Source organism: Streptomyces sp. NPDC090442 (assembly GCF_044769405.1).
GTDB lineage: Bacteria > Actinomycetota > Actinomycetes > Streptomycetales > Streptomycetaceae > Streptomyces.
This window is the reverse complement of the sequence record NZ_JBIVXW010000097.1, coordinates 11,506-28,504: the sequence shown is the minus strand read 5'-3', so window position 1 is coordinate 28,504 and position 16,999 is coordinate 11,506. Positions and strand designations below refer to the sequence as shown.

Genomic DNA, 16,999 nt, shown 5'->3' with positions numbered 1-16,999 from the left:
ACTCACGACAGTACCGCCGAGCCGTCCCGTCAGCCGCCACGAGCCAGATCATCCAGCCATACACACCTCACGGCCAGAGTTCAAAAACACTCACTGAGTCCGGGGCGTGGGTGGCCACGGTGTCCGGTGAGCGCGCCAAGCGCGAGGGCCGCCCCGTCGGACGGTTCCGGGTGGTCATGTGGGCGTGCGCGAGCTTCGCCGCCGTCATCAACTACTCGCACGCGCCGGGGGAGTCCGGCGGGTGGCTCGCCTGGGTCCTCGCCGCCGCGAGCTTCGCCGGGGTGTTCTTCTGGGAGGTCCGCGGGTGGGGCCGCCACGGCACCAAGGCCACCCGCACCAAGGCCCAGCGCAAGGAGGACCGGCGTCGCCACCGCCACGACCGTAAGCGCCGCCGCCGGTTCCCCGCCGTCTACAACCGGTACACCGACATCCTGACCGCCCACCCGTACGGCACCGTCGACACCGAGACGGCGTGGCGGGACGCATGGCGCGACACGCACGGCGCCGACATCGCCGTCACTGCCGGCGTCGTCGCCCATCGGGGCCGCGCGGACAAGGCGCTCGCCGCAGCACACGGCGTCGGCGTCGAGACGCTCATGGTCGAGCAGCTCCTCGACGACGTTTTCAACGGCGACGGAGGCGACGACGGACCGTCCGCGCGGCGCTCCTCGAAGGGCCCGACCGGCGGCCCGAACAAGGGCGGCCGAGGCGCGAAAACCCTAGGGCGCAAAGGAAAGCAGGCCCTCGGACGCCTGACCGGACGGACCGCTCCGAAGGCCCCCATCGGCCCCCTCGACCCGGCCGACCTCGACCGCGTCCGCGCCCTCGCGGACATCCTCGGCGGCGGCGCCAAGCTCTCCATTAAGAACGTCGGCGAGGCCGTCGGCGGCGGCAACACCCGGTACCTCATGGCCCTGCGCGACACGGTCAAGGCCGAGAGGAAGAACGCCCGATGAGCGCCGCCAACAGCCACACGCCGCCCCGCGCCCTCATTCTCGCGGTTCCCGCCGGCACCTACGTGACCATCACCCGCGCCCCCGAATACGGGTGGGGCCCGGCCGCCGTGATCGGCGCCTTCCTCCTGCTCCTCATCCTCTGGGGCCCGACCGCCGTCCGGGCCGGGGCGAAGTCGATCGCCGTCCGCGCGGCCACCAAGAAGGCCAAGACCAAGAAGGAGGGCGAGAAGTGAGCACCCCCCGCAGCGTGTACCGCCAGATCGCCGCCGAGCTCGCCGCCCAGGCCGACGCCGAGGCCGCCGCGAATCACCCCCAGCTCGCCCGCTCACACGCCGAACTCGGCCTCGTCTACCTCGCGTTCGAGACGGCCCCCATGTCGAACCCCCACGTCGAGGCCGCATGGAAGGCCGTCGAGGCCGCCCGCCAGTCCCTCACCTACGGGACGGCCATCGGCGCCCAGGCGGACACCGCCCGCGCCCGCCTTCACCTCGCGCTCGTCGAGCTCGACGACGCCCAGCGCACCCCCTGACCCGCGCTCACCAGCACCGTCCCGGCCGCCCCGGCGGCCGGGCCCCCTGATCCCCCGAGAGGAACCGAAGACATGAGCATCACTCAGGCCGAGCGCGGCCCCGAGACCGAGGCGCAGCCGGTCGACTTCCCCGCCGAGACCCTCGACCGGATCGAGGAGTCCGCCCGCGAAGCGGTCCGCCGCACCCCTGCCGGCGTCGCCGACCTGACCACCGGCACCGTGCGCCTGGACAAGGTCGACGAGGCACCCCTCGCCGCCCCGGCCGACGCCGAGGCCGCCGTCGTCGAGCTCGCCGACACCGACACCGACGACGACCCCGGCACCCTCGAAATCCTCGACGAGCGCGACGGATGGAACCTGCGGACCCTGATCCCCGAGTCCCTCACCGACCCGGGCGTTTGGCGGCAGCGCCGCGCCGAGTGGACCAACGCCCTCGCCTTCCACACCCTGCGCTCGCCCGTCTACCTGTGGCGCGCCACCCGCGTGGCCGGCATCGGCGCCCGCGTCGGCGCCCGCGACGCCTGGTCCTACCTCGGCGCCACGGAGTACGGCGAGATCGCCGACAAGGTGCGGCGCACCAAGGCAGGCCCGGAACACGTCGCCGACCTGCGGGCCGACCGCCGCAAGGAGGCCAAGCAGCGCCGCCGCGAGCCGGTCACCGTCTACGCCATGACCGGCTGCACCACCTACGTGGCCGCGCTCCTGGCCCTCGGCGAGACCTGGGGTTGGGTCATGACCTCGCCGGTCCTCCTGCCGCTGTTCGGCGTGCTGTACGCCCTCGGCCGCCGTGAGCTCATCCGCCGCGAGCCCGACGGCACGTTCACGATCACGGACTCGGTCGACTTCACCGGGGCCGGGGTCCTGACCGAGGACGGCCTCAACGACGCGTTGCGGGCCCGCAACGTCGGCATCCTCAAGGACGGCGAGTCGGTCACCGTCAAGGGCTTCATCGCCCGCGAGGCCGACGACAAGGCGTCCGTCGTCCGGTTCGAGCTGCCCCGCTCGTCCGGCAAGACCGCCAAGGAAGTTGCGGCCAAGCGCGACCCGCTCGCCGCCGCCCTGGCCGTGGACGCGATCCAGCTCTCGATCCGGCAGGACGGACACGAGGGTGAGGTCTACATGCGCGTTGCCGACTCGCACCCGTTCGGCGGCAACCCGGTTCCCTCGCCGCTCCTGAACGCCGAGCAGTGGGACATCTGGCAGGGCGCCCCGACGTTCGTGGACGAGACCGGCCGCGTCATCCCGATTGAGCTCCTGTTCTTCGGCCTCCTGGTCGGCGCCATGCCCCGCCAGGGCAAGACGTTCACGGCCCGCGCGGCGGCCGTGGCGGCGATCCTCGACCCCACGTGCCGGATCGTCGTCGGCGACGGCAAGGGCGGTAAGGACTGGGCGGCAACGGCCCTCGTCGCCGATGCCTACATCCGCGGCGTGACCACGGCCGCAGTGCGGCGCCTGACCCACGTCCTTGAGGACCTCGTCGACGAGATGACGGAGACGTACGACGCTCTGTTCGAGCTCCCCGACGAGGTGTGCCCCGAGGGCAAGCTCACGCCCGAGATCGTCCGGGACCACGGAATCCGCCCCGTCGTGCTGATCATCGACGAGGTGCAGCGCTACCTGGAAAGCGGCGACAAGGAGTCCGAGGACGACAAGGTCACGTACGGGCAGCGCATCGAGAAGGCCCTCACCGACCTGGCCAAGGTCGGCCCGGCCGCGGGCCTGATCCCGGTCCTCGCCTCGCAGAAGCCCACCGGCGACGCCGTCCCGTCCGCCATCCGCGACGCCATCCCGCAGCGCATCGCCCACCTGTGCGCCACCTACCAGATGAGCGACTCCATCCTCGGCACCGGCTCGGCCTCCTCGGGCTGGAACGCCAAGGATCTTGCCCCCGCGTTCAAGGGAATGGGCATCCACGCCGACGAGACCGGGTTCCGCTTCATGCGCTCCCTGCTGATCAACCTTCCCGAGTTCCGCGGCGTGTGCGAGCGCGGCCGTGCCCTGCGCATCGCCGCCGGCACTCTCGCCGGGGAGGCCGCCGGGGACGGCGGGCGCCGGGCGCGCGTCGCGGGCATCCTCGCCGACCTCCTCGCCGTGTTCGAGGAGGCCCGCCTCCCCGAGCGGATGCCCACGGCCGAGATCCTCGACGGCCTCGCCACCCTCGACCCCTCGACCTGGGCGCCCGCCACCCTGGACGTCGGCGAGGAGGACCGCGGCGCCTACGTCCGGGCGGGCGGGACCGCGCTGCGGAAGGCCCTCGACGAGGCCCTCGACGGAACCGAGCGAACCCTCGCCGTCCGGAGCTGGACGAGCGGCGGCCGGGCCAATGGCTACTACCTCGCCGACGTCCGCACCGCCGCCGGTATTGCGTAGATATGCACCCCGGTACGGGGTCCGTGCGGATCGGAACGCCGCAGGTCAGCGCCCGGTACGCCATCCGTACGGCCCCCGGCCCCGCCGGTACGCCGAACCGTCCCCCCGGCCCTCGTACCGGCCCCGTACGGGCCTCTGACCAGGCATAACCCGATCCGACCCGGCCCGTACCGACTCCACAAACCCACGCAAAATGATCACGCCGAGGAGCGCTGTCGATCATGGAAAACACCGCCCACACCCGCGCCGAGGCCGCCGTCGTCTACCGCCCCGAGCCGATGCTCGGTCACCCGCTCGACACCCGCCCGTTCCTGTCCCCGACCCCCATCCCGGGCGCGGTCGAGGCCCGGACGGCGGACGGGCGCACGGTGTGGGTGTACGCGGACCTCTCGGCCCCCGCCGGCACCGAGACCCCGGCCGCCGCCCCGGCCGCGACCGCGGTCCCCGCCTGGGCCAAGACGACGGCCCTCCTCCTCGTCTCCGCGTCCGGCTCGCTCGTCCTCGCCGCCTACGCCTTGAAGGTGTTCGCCGAGGCCGCCGCCGCCCTCGCCGCCGCCCTGGTCCTCCTGGCGAAGATCGCGTTCGTCCTCGCCCTCCTCGTCGCCCTGGTGGCCGCCGTCGCCAAGCGCGGCCGGGGCCACGGAGCGCAGACCGTCACCGCCACCGCGACGGCCACCGCCGGACTCTTCGGCCGCGCCAAGGCCACCGCCACCGCCACGATCAGCAACCGATAGGAGCCCCGCCCATGTCCGCGATCAAGGTCCGGAAGTTCACCATCGGCGGCGCCGCCGTCCGGTGCCCCAACCGACCGAGCAACTCCACTCCGCGCGAGCTGACCCTCATCCCGACCAACGAGGGCATCAATGCCACCTGCGGCGAGATGCACCGCGGCGAAAGCGGGCGGCGCAGCAGCCGGGCGCAGTGCTTCTTTCCCGTCGAGAACCTCACCTCGGCCCAGCTCCGCACCATCGCCCAGGCCGAGGCGGGCAAGCCCTTCCGCCTGGTCCTCAAGAGCGGGCGCCGTCGAGGGTGTACTCGTCGCCGTGGGCGGCGCCGCGCAGTCCCCGGCCGCGCGCGCCGCTGCCGCCGCCAACGCGAAGGCCGGCACCCCGGCGGCGGCCGGGCCCGCCAAGCCTGCCGGTCGGGCGACGGGCGGCGCCATGGCCGCCGCGTTCGGCGCCATCGCCGCAGTAGCGGGCGCGGCCGGACAGACGGCCGCCGCCGCCGGGCAAGTCGCCGCCGCCGGGGCGTCCGCTGTCGGGTCGGTGGCCGACCTGGGCCGCGAGGGGATCGGCGCCGGACGCGACGCGATCCGCGAGGCGGGCGCCTTCGGTGAGCGCCGGCACGAACGCAAGATGCGGGGCGCTGGGGACGACGCCGAGGAGTGATCCGGCTATGGGAGGCGCCCCCCGAGGAGCCGCTCGTCCGGCTCCTCGGGGGGCGCCTCCGCGTCCGGCGCGTGCCGCCAATTGGCGGCGAATCGTTCGAGGCGGCATCGAACACCACCCGAAAGAAGTACCTCAACTCACAGTTAGACTTGTAGTTGGTCTACTTCCTGTGTCATGGTGGAGATCCGCCAACGGGAGCAACACACCGAAGGAGAAAGAGACTTGAAGCTCACCGCCCCGCAGACCGCCGCCCTCCGACTCATCCACGAGACCCCCGGCCGCGTCGCCGCCCGGGTGAACGGCGCGTCCGGTTGCTGGATCGGCTTCCGCACCCTGCACCACCGCACCGAGGCCCGCCTCGTCGAGCTCGCCCTCGTCGAGACGGCCCCCGACACGATCACCACGAAGGACGGGAACGAGGTCCCCGTCCTCCGGCTCACCGCCGCCGGATACGAGGCCCTCGGCATCGCCGCCCCGGCCGCCGACGAGGAGCCCGCCGCCCCGGCCGCCGAGGACGTCCTCGGCCTGTCCATCCCGGACGGCTTCCGCATCACCTACGCCGACGAGATCGGCGACACCCACCTCGACGCGGAGAGTGCGGCGTACCGCCTCGTCTGGGAGCACGTCACCGCGAACCGCTACTTTGCTCCCCGCTGGCTCCTGGGCCACCTCGCCGATGTCGTCTCGCTCGTCGCGGACCTCGTCGAGGACGCCGAGGAACTCGCCCCGGAGACCCGCGCCGCCCGCCGCCAGTCCTGCGCCGAACTCCTCGGCCTCCTGCATCACCACGGCGCCCGGCCGTGGCCCGTCACCGGCCACGGCACCCGCCCCCTGGACGGCGTCGCTCACTGCGCGGGTTGCGAACCGTTCATCGGCTACGCCGCCCCGGTCGACGTCCTCGCCGCCGAGGCCGCCGAGGACAAGAAGCGCGCGGACGAGGAAGCGGCCTACGTGGCGAAGGTCGCCGCCCAACTCGGCGCCGCCGAGGCCGAGATCGCCGCCGAGTGCGGCGAGCACATGCAACCCGGCGCCGCCGTCCAGTGGACCAACCCCCGCAACGGGCTGACCGCGTACGGCATCGTCCAGTCGGTCTACCGCCGCGCCAACGGCACGGCCGCCGCGGACGTCGAGCTCCTCGGCGTCTCGGGCGGTTCCATCGACGCCAAACAGCTCGCCCCGATCACCGGCCGGTGCGGCGCCGCCCTGCCCACCGACCCGACCCCCTGCGACGGCGCCCCGGCCGTGACCGTCCTCGACTCCTCCAACGCGGGGGCCGACGGCTGCGAGCGTCACGGAGCCCGCCTCCTCGCCGTCCTCGACGGCGGCCGGGTGTACGCCCTGCCGGACGCCCCGGACGGCGCCGCGCTGCGGGGCCACCGGGCCGCCGGCACCGGCCGCCCCGCCGCCCAGGTGTCCAGCCTCCGGGACCTCGTCACGTCCTCCTGACCGCACCACCGCCGGGGCCCCGCTCGGCCCCGGCGGCAGACCCGGCCGCCCAACGAACCGAAGGAACACCGCACATGAAGCCGAACCCGAACGTCGAGATCACCGGCACCGTGACCCGCTTCAACCTCGAATCCGACACCAAGGGCGCCGTCCTCGTCGCCTACACCGAGGACGAGCACGGGAACGTGGGCCGCTCCTGGCTCCGCTTCGACCCGGCCGCCATGAACGCGCTCAAGACCCGCGCCGCCGGACTGCCCGACGCCCCCGCCGAGGAGGGCGTCACCGCCCGCCCGTTCCCGCGGTTCGTCCTCGAACCCGGCTGGGTCGACGTGGACCGTCCCGGCTGGGACCTCAAGGGCGACAAGGAGTCCGGCGAGCGCCTGAGCGAGTGCCACGAGACCTTCCGGCCGGACGACCACAACGCCGACATTGAGGCCGCGATGGCGTGGGCCGAGGATCTCATCGGCGCCCGGCAGGAGTGGACGCACGTCCGCGAACGGGGCTTCGACCGGTGGGAGGCCGGCACCCGCGACTGACCCCGCCGTACACCGCAGTACCGGGCCCGCGGGCGCATCGCCGGGGCCCGGCCCGACCTCAGAGAGGAACCACCGCAGTGAAGACCGAGACCCGAACCAACGCGACCACGGCCCCGCTCGGGACCGCCCGCCTCCGCCTCCTGGCCCTCGGCTTCGTCCGGACCGTCGTCCCGGTGATCGTCGCCATCACCGCCGCACAGGCCACCGAGCAGCAGCTCGACGCCTCCGGGTTCGCCCGCGTCGTGTACCTCGTGCTCGTCGCCGTCGTCGTCCTGGCCGCCGTCGAGAACGCCCTCGGCGAGGTCACCGAGCGCGCCTACCGCCGCGCGTACGGCCGGGTCCACGGCCCGCGCTCCTGGTCCTGCGACGACTGCGGGCGCGCGATCACGGCCCAGGAGTGGGCCCCGTACGCCGCCGCCGCGTTCGAGACCCACCTCGCCGACCCGCGCGCCCACGCCTGCACCCACAGCTGACCCGCCGGCACTACCCCCGGGGGCCTCGCCCGAGGCCCCCGGCCCGCCCCGAACCGAGAGGAACCCACTCGACATGACCGCCAACCGCGCCGCCGCCTTCCCCGCCGTGTACGCCCTTCTGCGCGTCGCCGCCGACGTCGCCGACCACTGGGTACAGACCGACCACCAAGCCCAGCACAAGGCCGAGCCGGGCGCCGAGGGGCACCTCGCCCTCGCCGGACACGTCGCCACGTACACCGCCACGCAGGCCGCCGCGCTCCTGATCGGGAACCGCGTCCTCGGCCTCGGCCTCCGAGGCCGCAGCATGGCCGCCGCGCTCGCCCTGTCCGGCGCCACCCACTACCTGATTGACCGCCGTTGGCCGGTCCGCAGGGTGGCCGAGGCCCTCCGCAAGGGCCCGTTCTACAAGCTCGGCGGCCCTCTCGGGGGCGCTTACCTCCTTGACCAGGCGACACACCATCTGGCCGAAGGACTCGCCGCGTTCATCGCCGTCCGCGACTGACCAAGGGCGGCCGACATGACGTCCCGCAGCAACAATCCCCAAGGAAGGACACCAACCATGAACCGTGAGGACTTCCTCGCCACGTATTGGGAAATCGCCGCCCTACAGCGCGAGTCCGAGCGACTGCGTGTTGCCGCCGCAGCGCGGGCGAGTTTCGAGGACGTCGTCGCCCAACACGACAAGATCGGGACGGATGGCGCCGACCCGGAATGGGTCGGCGCCATCCGCGAGGAGGCCGCCGAGTACCTCAACGGCAGCCGGCCCGTTCCCGCGCCGGTCTCCTCGGGTGAGCTGATCGCCCACGCGCGCCGACGGATCGAGGCGTTCGGACGCCTCGCCGCCGCCGGGGTCGAGGGCGCCGCCGAGGGAGTCGCCGAGGCCGAGGCCGAGCTCGCCGAGCTGTGCAACGCGCAAGCCGACTGCGTATTTTGCGCCATCGCTGCCGGGACTGCACCGGCCACTGTCCTACGGGACTGGGGGGACGTCCTCGCCATTCGCCCACGCGGGGGAGTCAACGAGGGACACCTCCTCGTCATCCCCCGGCGCCACGTCGACGACGCCGGCACCGAAAAGAAGACGTCGGGCCGCGTCATGGAGTGCGCCGCGGAACTGATGGCCGAGCACCCGGCCGCGAACATCATCACTTCCAAGGGCGAGGAGGCGACACAAACTGTCTTCCACCTGCACCTCCATGTGGTTCCCCGCAAGGCGATCGACGGTCTGCCGCTCCCGTGGACTCCCCAGCAGGAAGCTGCGGCGGCCCGACAGGGGGAGGGGGACCGATGACCGTAACTGTGGTGTGGGCCCGCGAACCCATCCCGAGCGGCCCCTCTGTCTTCCTCGCTGGCCCGACACCCCGCCGTGGCGATGGCGTCGAGTCGTGGCGCCCGGCCGCGGTCGAGGCCCTCGCCGAGCAGTGGACAGGCCCCGAGCCCCTCACCGTCCTGACGCCGGAATCACGAGGCGGCAAGCGGGCCGCCCACTATGACGATCAAGTCGGGTGGGAGACCGAAGCCCGCGCGCAGGCGAGCGCCGTCCTGTTCTGGATTCCCCGCGACCTGGCCGTACTGCCGGGGTTCACGACGAACGTCGAGTTCGGCCTCGATGCCCCCACGGGCCGCGCCGTCCTGGGGTGTCCCGCGGACTGCCCCAACCCGGAGCGAAACAGGTACCTCATCTACGTGGCACGCAGGCTCGGCGTGCCCGTACGCGAGACGCTCACCGCCACAGCGACCGCCGCATTATCGATCGTCACCGAACGCACCTCCATCAGCGGTGAGTTGACTCCTAGCACCGTCGAGCCGGTCACCGATCGATCGGGCAACGTGGACGCCGTAGACCACCAAGAGCGATAGGAGCCACGAAAGCGCCTGGCCCCATCCGAGAGGGGCCGGGCGCTTCTGCATGCCGGGGAGCGGGGGAGGGGCTGGGGCTTACGACTCCCCGTTCGACGCGCGGCGGGGCCGTGGAACGGCTCCTCAGTGGTGCACACCAACAGGCCCCGGAGCCAAGGCGCAGGGCTCCGGGGCCGGGGGGGGGCGCCGAGTGGCCAAGATCGCTGGCAAGTGGCCACGCTGCCGGGGAAGCTACATCAAGCTAGGTGATCAAACTCTCCGCCCTTGGCGCCGGCCAGGAAGGCGGACATTTCAGCGGGGTTGAACAGGAACGGCTCCCGATCCGGGCACTTGCTGTCTCGGAGGGCGACCCAGCCCTGTGGAGCGGCGGCGAGTTCGACGCAGGCGCCTTGATTGCTGCTGGCGGTGGCTTTGATCCAGGTCAGGGAGGCGTAGTCGATGGCGGGCGGGGTCGGGATGTTCATAGCTGCTCCTATGCGGCCATCTGCCGCAGCAGTGCCGCGGATTCCGGGATATCAAGCGCGCCGGCCTTGAGTAGGCCGAACGTGTGGGTCAGAGCGCGAATTTGGGAGTCGCGTTCCAAGAAGGTGTTGCCGGCGGGCGAGTCCACATAGCCCGTCTGCGGGTCCAAGGGGCCGAAGTTCAGGATGGAGAAGGCGCCGACAAGGCCCGGATGGTGCGGCTTGTCGGCCGGGTAGACCTGAATGGTGATGTTCGGTTGCGCGGCGGCCTTGGCGAGCGCGGCGAGCTGTTCCCGCATGACGTCGGGTCCTCCCATGGGGCGTCGCAGGGCGAACTCATCGACAATGGCCCACAGCTCCAAAGGGCTGCGCTCAGCCGTCAGTCGCTCTTGACGCTTCAGCCGGACGTCCACGTGGCGGTCAACGTCCGGATCGCCGGCGAAGACCGCGCGTGCGTACGCCGGGGTCTGTACCAAGCCCGGCACGAGCAACGGCTCCCACGCCTGGACTTGGCGTGCGTCGAATTCCAGGCCCACGTAGACGCCCAGCCCAGACGGTAGAACTTCCTCGTACTGGGCTTGCTCCCACCAGCCGATTTCGCTGGCCGCGCGCCGGATTTCGTGCAGCTTGGCCCGCTCGCCGGTGTCCGTGACGCCGTACAGGGTCAGCAGGCGATCCATTTCGATGACCTTGAAGAACGCGCGCCCCTGCCCCTTCTCCAGTCTGGAAACCTTCGAGGTGGAGCACTCAAGTTCCTTGGCGGCGTCGGCCTGGTCCAAGCCGGCGCGCTCTCGCAGTGCCTTCATTTCGGCACCCAGGCGCCGACGTCGCACGGTTGAGCCCTGCGCTTCGTTCACCATCCCCCCTCTCCTCCGACGCTTCCTCGGTGCGCTTGCCTGCTGCAAGTCTGCCCCATCGCGTCGTCGCCGGTCAGCCACTGTATGACCCCTTCTCGACACCACCCGATCCGGGTGAGATTTCGCCTTGCACTTGCACCATGGGATTGCATGACGCACTCTAATGGAGTCTCGACTACAAAACGTAGCGACGCGTAAGCCCGCTGTTGATCTCCGGGCGCGCGGCGATCGGAGAGCACGCGATGAGTGCCAAAGACGACAAACGCAAAGCCACGATCAGCGCCTTTGAGAAGGCGATCGATAAGCACGAGCGGGACGCCGCCAACACTCGTGAGGCGTACCAGCGTTGGGCCGAGACCCGAGACCGGGTCGAGGCCGCACGGGGGCGGCGCTCATGACACCCGAGGCCACCCCGGGGGCGGAGTGGATCGCGTCCGCTGATCCCGATCCCCGCCATGTCTTTGACCAGTGGCGTACGCATCGGCTCCACACGGCGCTGATCCCGACCGGCGTCCGCTTCGACGCCGTAGCGGTGTCACTCGAACTGGTCCACCTCATGACCACGGCCCCCAGCCCCGTGGACACCGCGCCGCTGCTCTACGACGAGTTCGGCCAGCGCGGCTACGTCCTGGTCCCGCCCGGCACGGCAGACAGTTGGCACCTCCCCTCCACCCGCCCTTTGGGTAGGGGGAGTTGGGTGGCCATGCCCGAGCCGGGCGCGCAGCGTTGGCGGCCGCACCTGCGGTGGGTTGTCGCTCCAGACGGCAGCGGGACCGCCGCGGACCCCGCTGCACTGCGCGACTACATCACCGTCCGCCTTCGGCCCGCACTGCGTGAGGTGGCCCCATGCTGATCGGCACCGCTTTCGACAGGCTCTTGAACGTCGTGGTGGAGGCCGGCGCGGAAGAGGCCGCAGTCCGGGCCGCTTGGGCGTCAGGAGAGGCCGTCCAGGTCCCGATCGGCCCCCGGTGGCACGTCGTGCGCGTGGCCGCCGAGGTAGGCCGCCAAGCCGTGCACGAACTCCGGAGGCGGCGCCTTCCTCATGGTCCGGCGTTGCTGGTCCCCGGTCGTGTCATCGCTGACGAGGTCACGCAGGCGCATCACCCGGGATTCGTCGAGTTCGTTGTGCCGCGTGCCGATCGCGTGCATTGGCCGCCTGTGCCGGGCATGCGCCGAGCTCTGGAGCCCATCAGCCAATGGGCCGCCAGCGGCTGCACGTATTGGCCGGCCCCGTCCGTCAGTCTCTACACCGGCCGCACCGCCAGAGGCGACGGCCGGACGTGGATCACCGCCCCGCACCCCTTGGTTCCGTCCTCGACGCCCCCGCGCGCTCTCGCCGAGGCCATCAGCACGGCTCTGGCTGATGCCAGACCCGTCCTCGTGGGGGCGCGGTGACCGTCACCGCCGCACGTATCGCGACGTTCGCCGCCGTGTTGGCCGTCGTGATCGTGCCGCCGATGTGCCGCGGCCCGCACCACCCCACCCCACCAGCCGGACACCGACCGGTGTCGGAACACCATACGGAAGGACCGCATCATGCCCCGCAGCACCTTCACGGGAATTGGTCTGCTGGCCGTCGCGGCGGTAGGCGCCACACACGCCTATCTGACCGAACGCCAGTCCAGCCGTGCCAACGCGCTCCACTACGAGGCGATGCGGCAGCGTCTCGCGGTGCGTGAGGCTGACGAAGCCGGCCAGGACCCGAAGCAGGCCGCACTCCTGATTGAGAATTCCTGGATCTCGCTTGTAGGTATCCGGTACCGCTTGGGCCTGCTGACTCGCCGGGGCCTGGAGTGGACCGCGCAATACCGCATGGACACTGAAGCAGGACGCAACGCCTGGACGCGGATTCGTGAGGCGCGCATCCCCGAGGCCCACGACCGCCGAGATTGGGACGTCATCGAGGCGTACGACGCCGCGCACAGCCGGGCGACGCTCAAAGCAGCGGCATAGCCCCTGATCTCCGCTCCCCGGTGACTTGTACCACCGTCAGGGAGCGGTGTCCCGGATGCTCCGCGGACACCGCGGGCGATTCGGGTGCCAGGCCGCCGACGTCCCGTCGGCGGTGCGCCGGTCGAGATGCGGTGCAGGGTGCCGCCCTCCGGTTCCAGCCTTGACGGCACCCCGGGGCCGGGCGTCTGTATCGCGCGCCCGGCTCCCTTCAGCCGCCGCCGGGGTCTGACCCCCGACAGGACCCGGCGGCCCCGGCCACACGCATGGCCGGGGGCCTCCACCACCACGAATGACGAACAGCGAGCTATGGAACCCACCGCTATTGACCCGGCCGAGGCCGCCACCAACCCCGACGCCGTACGCGGCGCATGGCGCCACGGGGAGGCCGCCGAAATCCCCACTGGCCAGCGATGGCTAGCCGCCCAACTCCCCCTGGATCTCGGCATGATCGCGATGGCGTGGCTCACTGCCAGAAAGCGCCATGTCGGTTCGCTCATGGTCAGCGTCTTGGAGACGTCGGCGTGGTGGCTGGTCCCTCTCGGCTCCACCGACGAGTTGGAGGGACTGGAGTACATCACCGTCCATGGCCAGGGCGCGACGCTGACCGTCCCACCGCCCGACGCTCCCCAGGCCGCCACCCGTACATGGCTGGTGCCGCCCTCCGAAGGGCTCACCGATCCCCAGGACCTCCGGGCCGCCGTCACTAGCATCAGCGGCCAGTACCGCGTACCGACGCCGACCAGGACGCTGACATGAGCAGGCAATACGTCGACCGCGGCCTGACCGTGCCGCACATCGCCCGTTGGAGTGCGGAGCGCAACGTGTCGCCCCCCGTCGTTGCCCAACGGGGAGAGGACGGGTACCGCCGTCTTGGATACGGTGCCGCCGAAACCCTGTACGACAGGGACCAGTACGGGGTCTTGTGGGTGTGTTGGTCCCTGGGGCAGGGCAAGGGGCGCGCCCAGTTCCCGGACGCGCATCCTCTCCGGCAGCGGGCGGCCGTGCTGCACGAGCGGTGCCAGGTGTGTCGGCAACCTGCGCAACAACGCGACGGGCGGTACCTGTACCTGTTCGTAGCCGCGGCGGGACCTGTTTACGAGGGGCTGATCAGTGGTGTCCCGCCGGTGTGCACCACGTGCACGCCGTTGGCCGTGCGGGACTGTCCGCACCTGGCCCGCGGCTACGTCGCCGTATGGGTCGCAGACGCGCCCCTGTGGGGCGTCGAGGGCATCCGGTACCACCCCCGCACTCTCCGGCCACGCGACAACGCCGAGTTCGCCCGCGTCGAGTACGGGTCGGCCGAGGCTCGTTGGACTCTCGCGCACCGCCAACTCGTGTCGCTCCACGGCATCACGCCCGTTACCGACATTGACGCCGTGGCACCGGCCGGCCCGCCTGCACCAGCCCCGCGCCCTCCTGAAGGGCGCCGCGCGAGCTGATCGTCGCCCTCCCGCACTTTAACGACGTCCTCGACCCCCGGCCGTCGCCCGCAGGGTTGCTGAACTGCGCGCGGCAGGCGTGAAACTCCTCCTGGACGACGGCGAGGCCCCCGGATTCGTCCCGCACAAGCCGCGCCATGGGGACGTCCGCACCTACCCGTGGGAGCTCGCACTCGACGCCCTGCCCGCGTCCTGACGAACCCCGGCCTTCCCTGCGCGCCCGGCTCCCCAGGGGCCGGGCGCGCGTTGTGCCCGGAGAAACCTCTCGACACCCCGCAGACGTCGTGAGCGAGGATCACTAGGGCACGCCCCGCCGGGCGTGCGGGACAGAAAGGGGGAGATGTGCCGAACCCGAGGGACCTCATCAACGAACTACCCGGCGGCGCGTTCGGCCTCGGCGGGGCCGGCCTGCTCGTCGTTGTGGTGCTCGTCGTTGCGGTGCTCGCCAACCAAGGCACCCCAGCAGACCGCGAGAAGTTCAACCGCGGCATCGAAGCGTTCTTCGGCGCCGTCGCAACCGCCATCGGTCGATACGTGACCGGCCGCGAGCTGACGGGCGAACCCCGTAGCGAGGCCACGTGGTGGAAGGCGGGCGCACCCCTGCCCGACGACCGGGCCACCGAGACCCCCGTCGAGCAGCTCGGCATGGCCCCGGGAACCCCGGCCGCCGTCTCACTCGACAAGCCCTCGCAGGCCCGCCGCGTCGCCCGCGCCGCCATCGCCCCAGTGCGCATCCTCGGCTCTGCCCTCGCGGGCATGTGGCGCGTCCTGCGCGCCTGGTCCCGGTGGCCGCGCTGCGCGCGTTCTGCGGTCCGCCTCGCGCCGATTCCCCTCGCCTGGGGCTGGTGGCGATTCCCCGCCGAGACCGAACTCGCCCTAATCGTGCTGGCGTTGGCGGCCGTTGTCGCTGCCCTCACCAGCCCAGCCGGATTGGGCTGCTGGTCCATCCGTCCGGTGTGGACAGATGGACAAATCTACGGCCCCGGCATCTGGGTAGCTGTGCGTCAAGTCCTCCGTATGGATGACACCGAGGCGCGCTCGCGGTGGCTCTCCGTCCCTGACGACATTCATGCGGATGATGCCCGAATCGTGCTTCGCATTCCGGCGAGTTGGATCGGCGGGCCCGAGGCCACATCGAAAATTGAGAGCCTCGTCGACGAGCGAGTGCCCGGTGAATGGGTGCCCCAATGGCATCGCACCAGCAAGGAACACTACGTCCAATGGACACCGAAACCGAAGCCGACACCGGCACCAGTCCTCCCTGACTACGTCCCGTGGGTATCGACCCGAGACCCTCGTCTTCTCTATGTCGGACTCGCAATCGAGGGCGACAAGATTGTCGACGCCATCATTCAAACGAAAACTGCTACGCCTCACTGGGGTGTGGCCGGCGACACCGGCTCGGGAAAGTCTACGGTCCTCTACATTCCCGTTGTTCACGGTCGACAGAATGGCGAACTGATCGACATTCTCGACACCAAGCGGAACAGCCTCGCCGAAGCCGAGGGGTTCTCAGGTGTCCGCGTTCATAAGAGCGTGCGGGAGTGCATTGGAGCGTTCGCCGAATTCCTCACGTCGATGATGGCCGCAGAGGAAGCAATGCAAAAGGGAGGCGACCCGAAACTAGTCGGCCAACTCGTCGCCCGCACGCTCGTTATCGACGAGCTGCCGACATTGATTAAGTTGGCCTACACGTGGTGGCGGTACGGCCTGAAGGGAAAGGGTGCGCCTCCGTTTCTTGACTGGCTCGGAATCATTCTCCTGCAAGGGCGTTCCTCGAATCATCGCGTCGTCGTTGGCACACAGCAATTCGCCAACGCGTTCTTCGGAGGCACGATGGAGCGCGCTCAGATCGGGACGAAGATCGCCGTTGGGCAGCAGGATCGAGTTTCGTGGGGCGTGGCCTTCGGGCAGAGCACGCCCGTGCTCGGATATAACACCGACATTCCAGGGCGCGGCGCCTACTCGGACAAAAGGAAAGATCCCGAGACTGGCCACCTGTACGTCCGGGAGATTCAGCCGAGCTACATCACGCCCGACGTTGCACGCCTCCTTTCGCAATGCCCACAGGCCCCAGCCTGGTTCGATGCCGGTGCCATCGCGCCATGGATTACCCCCGAAATGCTCGACGAGGTAAACGAGGTCGCGGCGACGGGGGCGTTCATGCCCGGCGGAAAGCACGGCCCGCGTGCCCTGCCTCCTGTCGGCACTGCGGCAACGAGGGGGATCGTGGGGGGTTCTCCCAGCTCACAGCACGCGACAGGGGCTCTCGCGACAGCCGGCGCGACAGCCGGCGCGACAGGCTCCGAGAACCAGGCCGAGGACATCATCGAGACCTACAGCCTTGCCCAGGCATTTGAGCGTGAGATCATCCCGTTCAAGCCGGCCACCATCCGGACCTATTTCAAGCGCGGCGAAAAGCGCGGAATTCAGGCCCCGGAAGGAATCACAGACGGGCAGACCTCGTATTACAGCGAGGAAGAGCTAAAGGCATGGCTCGCGAAATGGCAAGCATGGCAGGAGAAGAACAATGCTACGCCGTCACCTCAGAAAGAGGAAAAGGAAAGGTGGAATTGAGTAAGGAATCCGACGGTACTTGAGGCTGTGATCCCGTTACGTGAAACGTCGCCTCGCAATCTCTTGCGGCTCGGCGGACGCGAGAGATTGAGGGGCGGGCGTCGGGCAACGTTTCGGGCGGCGGTATCTGGAGCGCGCGCCTTCCTGTGTCGCCTCC

General features: G+C 70.7%; 21 protein-coding genes. 18 read left to right on the top strand and 3 right to left on the bottom strand.

Going from position 1 to position 16,999, the window contains the following annotated elements; genetic code table 11:
• Positions 1–119: 119 nt before the first annotated feature.
• The 12 genes from ACIQU6_RS40135 to ACIQU6_RS40080 all read left to right on the top strand — a co-directional run bounded on the left by ACIQU6_RS40135 (position 120) and on the right by ACIQU6_RS40080 (position 9,555).
• Positions 120–956, top strand: coding sequence for a hypothetical protein (locus tag ACIQU6_RS40135; RefSeq protein WP_403486854.1), 837 nt, complete (start codon positions 120–122; stop codon positions 954–956).
• Entirely contained in the window at positions 953–1,189 is a 237-nt protein-coding gene (locus ACIQU6_RS40130) for a hypothetical protein (protein WP_403486852.1), read from the top strand. The genes ACIQU6_RS40135 and ACIQU6_RS40130 overlap by 4 nt, the downstream gene beginning before the upstream one ends.
• The gene (locus ACIQU6_RS40125) at positions 1,186–1,485 is read left to right on the top strand and encodes a hypothetical protein (protein WP_403486850.1); all 300 of its coding nucleotides are present in this window, start codon (positions 1,186–1,188) and stop codon (positions 1,483–1,485) included. Before ACIQU6_RS40130 ends, ACIQU6_RS40125 begins: the two co-directional genes overlap by 4 nt.
• 72 nt (positions 1,486–1,557) lie before the next feature.
• The gene (locus ACIQU6_RS40120; protein WP_403486848.1) at positions 1,558–3,855 is read left to right on the top strand and encodes a hypothetical protein; all 2,298 of its coding nucleotides are present in this window, start codon (positions 1,558–1,560) and stop codon (positions 3,853–3,855) included.
• 221 nt (positions 3,856–4,076) lie between these two features.
• Positions 4,077–4,589 carry a hypothetical protein gene (locus ACIQU6_RS40115; RefSeq protein ID WP_403486846.1) on the top strand — a complete coding sequence of 171 codons (513 nt, stop codon included), beginning with the start codon at positions 4,077–4,079 and terminating at the stop codon, positions 4,587–4,589.
• 309 nt (positions 4,590–4,898) lie between these two features.
• Positions 4,899–5,243 (top strand): hypothetical protein, encoded by a 345-nt coding sequence (locus ACIQU6_RS40110; RefSeq protein WP_403486844.1) that lies wholly within the window; start codon positions 4,899–4,901, stop codon positions 5,241–5,243.
• 222 nt (positions 5,244–5,465) lie between these two features.
• Positions 5,466–6,689, top strand: coding sequence for a hypothetical protein (locus ACIQU6_RS40105; protein WP_403486842.1), 1,224 nt, complete (start codon positions 5,466–5,468; stop codon positions 6,687–6,689).
• Positions 6,690–6,763: 74 nt separating this feature from the next.
• On the top strand, positions 6,764–7,225 hold the full coding sequence (locus tag ACIQU6_RS40100; RefSeq protein WP_403486840.1) for a hypothetical protein: 462 nt from the start codon (positions 6,764–6,766) through the stop codon (positions 7,223–7,225).
• Between the two features lie 77 nt (positions 7,226–7,302).
• Positions 7,303–7,698: a hypothetical protein gene (locus ACIQU6_RS40095; protein WP_403486838.1), complete on the top strand. Its 396-nt coding sequence runs from the start codon at positions 7,303–7,305 to the stop codon at positions 7,696–7,698.
• Between the two features lie 73 nt (positions 7,699–7,771).
• Positions 7,772–8,200 (top strand): transcriptional regulator, encoded by a 429-nt coding sequence (locus ACIQU6_RS40090; protein ID WP_403486836.1) that lies wholly within the window; start codon positions 7,772–7,774, stop codon positions 8,198–8,200.
• Between the two features lie 57 nt (positions 8,201–8,257).
• Positions 8,258–8,986 (top strand): HIT family protein, encoded by a 729-nt coding sequence (locus tag ACIQU6_RS40085; RefSeq protein ID WP_403486834.1) that lies wholly within the window; start codon positions 8,258–8,260, stop codon positions 8,984–8,986.
• Positions 8,983–9,555, top strand: coding sequence for a nucleoside 2-deoxyribosyltransferase domain-containing protein (locus ACIQU6_RS40080; RefSeq protein ID WP_403486832.1), 573 nt, complete (start codon positions 8,983–8,985; stop codon positions 9,553–9,555). Before ACIQU6_RS40085 ends, ACIQU6_RS40080 begins: the two co-directional genes overlap by 4 nt.
• Positions 9,556–9,791: 236 nt before the next feature.
• On the opposite strand, the gene ACIQU6_RS40075 is transcribed toward ACIQU6_RS40080, so the two are convergent.
• Together ACIQU6_RS40075 and ACIQU6_RS40070 are read right to left on the bottom strand one after the other, a co-directional pair.
• Positions 9,792–10,019 (bottom strand): DUF397 domain-containing protein, encoded by a 228-nt coding sequence (locus ACIQU6_RS40075; RefSeq protein ID WP_403486830.1) that lies wholly within the window; start codon positions 10,017–10,019, stop codon positions 9,792–9,794.
• 8 nt (positions 10,020–10,027) lie between these two features.
• Positions 10,028–10,876, bottom strand: coding sequence for a helix-turn-helix domain-containing protein (locus tag ACIQU6_RS40070; protein ID WP_403486828.1), 849 nt, complete (start codon positions 10,874–10,876; stop codon positions 10,028–10,030).
• Positions 10,877–11,115: 239 nt separating this feature from the next.
• Here ACIQU6_RS40070 and ACIQU6_RS40065 point away from each other — a divergent pair, with 239 nt between their 5' ends.
• Both ACIQU6_RS40065 and ACIQU6_RS40060 read left to right on the top strand, forming a co-directional pair.
• Complete coding sequence (locus ACIQU6_RS40065) at positions 11,116–11,271, top strand: hypothetical protein (protein ID WP_403486826.1); 156 nt, start codon at positions 11,116–11,118, stop codon at positions 11,269–11,271.
• Positions 11,268–11,726 (top strand): hypothetical protein, encoded by a 459-nt coding sequence (locus ACIQU6_RS40060; protein WP_403486824.1) that lies wholly within the window; start codon positions 11,268–11,270, stop codon positions 11,724–11,726. The genes ACIQU6_RS40065 and ACIQU6_RS40060 overlap by 4 nt, the downstream gene beginning before the upstream one ends.
• 80 nt (positions 11,727–11,806) lie before the next feature.
• Here the strand turns inward: ACIQU6_RS40060 and ACIQU6_RS40055 are convergent, their stop codons facing one another.
• Entirely contained in the window at positions 11,807–12,022 is a 216-nt protein-coding gene (locus ACIQU6_RS40055) for a hypothetical protein (protein WP_403486822.1), read from the bottom strand.
• 387 nt (positions 12,023–12,409) lie between these two features.
• Here ACIQU6_RS40055 and ACIQU6_RS40050 point away from each other — a divergent pair, with 387 nt between their 5' ends.
• The 4 genes from ACIQU6_RS40050 to ACIQU6_RS40035 all read left to right on the top strand — a co-directional run bounded on the left by ACIQU6_RS40050 (position 12,410) and on the right by ACIQU6_RS40035 (position 16,842).
• Positions 12,410–12,826 (top strand): hypothetical protein, encoded by a 417-nt coding sequence (locus ACIQU6_RS40050; RefSeq protein ID WP_403486820.1) that lies wholly within the window; start codon positions 12,410–12,412, stop codon positions 12,824–12,826.
• Positions 12,827–13,132: 306 nt separating this feature from the next.
• Positions 13,133–13,582: a hypothetical protein gene (locus tag ACIQU6_RS40045; protein ID WP_403486818.1), complete on the top strand. Its 450-nt coding sequence runs from the start codon at positions 13,133–13,135 to the stop codon at positions 13,580–13,582.
• Entirely contained in the window at positions 13,579–14,265 is a 687-nt protein-coding gene (locus tag ACIQU6_RS40040; protein ID WP_403486816.1) for a hypothetical protein, read from the top strand. The genes ACIQU6_RS40045 and ACIQU6_RS40040 overlap by 4 nt, the downstream gene beginning before the upstream one ends.
• A 342-nt stretch (positions 14,266–14,607) precedes the next feature.
• Positions 14,608–16,842, top strand: coding sequence for a type IV secretory system conjugative DNA transfer family protein (locus tag ACIQU6_RS40035; protein ID WP_403486814.1), 2,235 nt, complete (start codon positions 14,608–14,610; stop codon positions 16,840–16,842).
• Positions 16,843–16,999 lie beyond the last annotated feature (157 nt).

Bases quoted from the DNA above. Each gene is read 5' to 3' on its own strand.
- ACIQU6_RS40115 (WP_403486846.1), top strand. From the start codon at position 4,077: ATGGAAAACACCGCCCACACCCGCGCCGAGGCCGCCGTCGTCTACCGC.
- ACIQU6_RS40070 (WP_403486828.1), bottom strand. From the start codon at position 10,876: ATGGTGAACGAAGCGCAGGGCTCAACCGTGCGACGTCGGCGCCTGGGT.
- ACIQU6_RS40045 (WP_403486818.1), top strand. From the start codon at position 13,133: ATGGAACCCACCGCTATTGACCCGGCCGAGGCCGCCACCAACCCCGAC.
- ACIQU6_RS40120 (WP_403486848.1), top strand. From the start codon at position 1,558: ATGAGCATCACTCAGGCCGAGCGCGGCCCCGAGACCGAGGCGCAGCCG.
- ACIQU6_RS40055 (WP_403486822.1), bottom strand. From the start codon at position 12,022: ATGCACGCGATCGGCACGCGGCACAACGAACTCGACGAATCCCGGGTG.
- ACIQU6_RS40085 (WP_403486834.1), top strand. From the start codon at position 8,258: ATGAACCGTGAGGACTTCCTCGCCACGTATTGGGAAATCGCCGCCCTA.
- ACIQU6_RS40040 (WP_403486816.1), top strand. From the start codon at position 13,579: ATGAGCAGGCAATACGTCGACCGCGGCCTGACCGTGCCGCACATCGCC.
- ACIQU6_RS40075 (WP_403486830.1), bottom strand. From the start codon at position 10,019: ATGAACATCCCGACCCCGCCCGCCATCGACTACGCCTCCCTGACCTGG.
- ACIQU6_RS40130 (WP_403486852.1), top strand. From the start codon at position 953: ATGAGCGCCGCCAACAGCCACACGCCGCCCCGCGCCCTCATTCTCGCG.
- ACIQU6_RS40060 (WP_403486824.1), top strand. From the start codon at position 11,268: ATGACACCCGAGGCCACCCCGGGGGCGGAGTGGATCGCGTCCGCTGAT.
- ACIQU6_RS40100 (WP_403486840.1), top strand. From the start codon at position 6,764: ATGAAGCCGAACCCGAACGTCGAGATCACCGGCACCGTGACCCGCTTC.
- ACIQU6_RS40090 (WP_403486836.1), top strand. From the start codon at position 7,772: ATGACCGCCAACCGCGCCGCCGCCTTCCCCGCCGTGTACGCCCTTCTG.
- ACIQU6_RS40080 (WP_403486832.1), top strand. From the start codon at position 8,983: ATGACCGTAACTGTGGTGTGGGCCCGCGAACCCATCCCGAGCGGCCCC.
- ACIQU6_RS40050 (WP_403486820.1), top strand. From the start codon at position 12,410: ATGCCCCGCAGCACCTTCACGGGAATTGGTCTGCTGGCCGTCGCGGCG.
- ACIQU6_RS40065 (WP_403486826.1), top strand. From the start codon at position 11,116: ATGAGTGCCAAAGACGACAAACGCAAAGCCACGATCAGCGCCTTTGAG.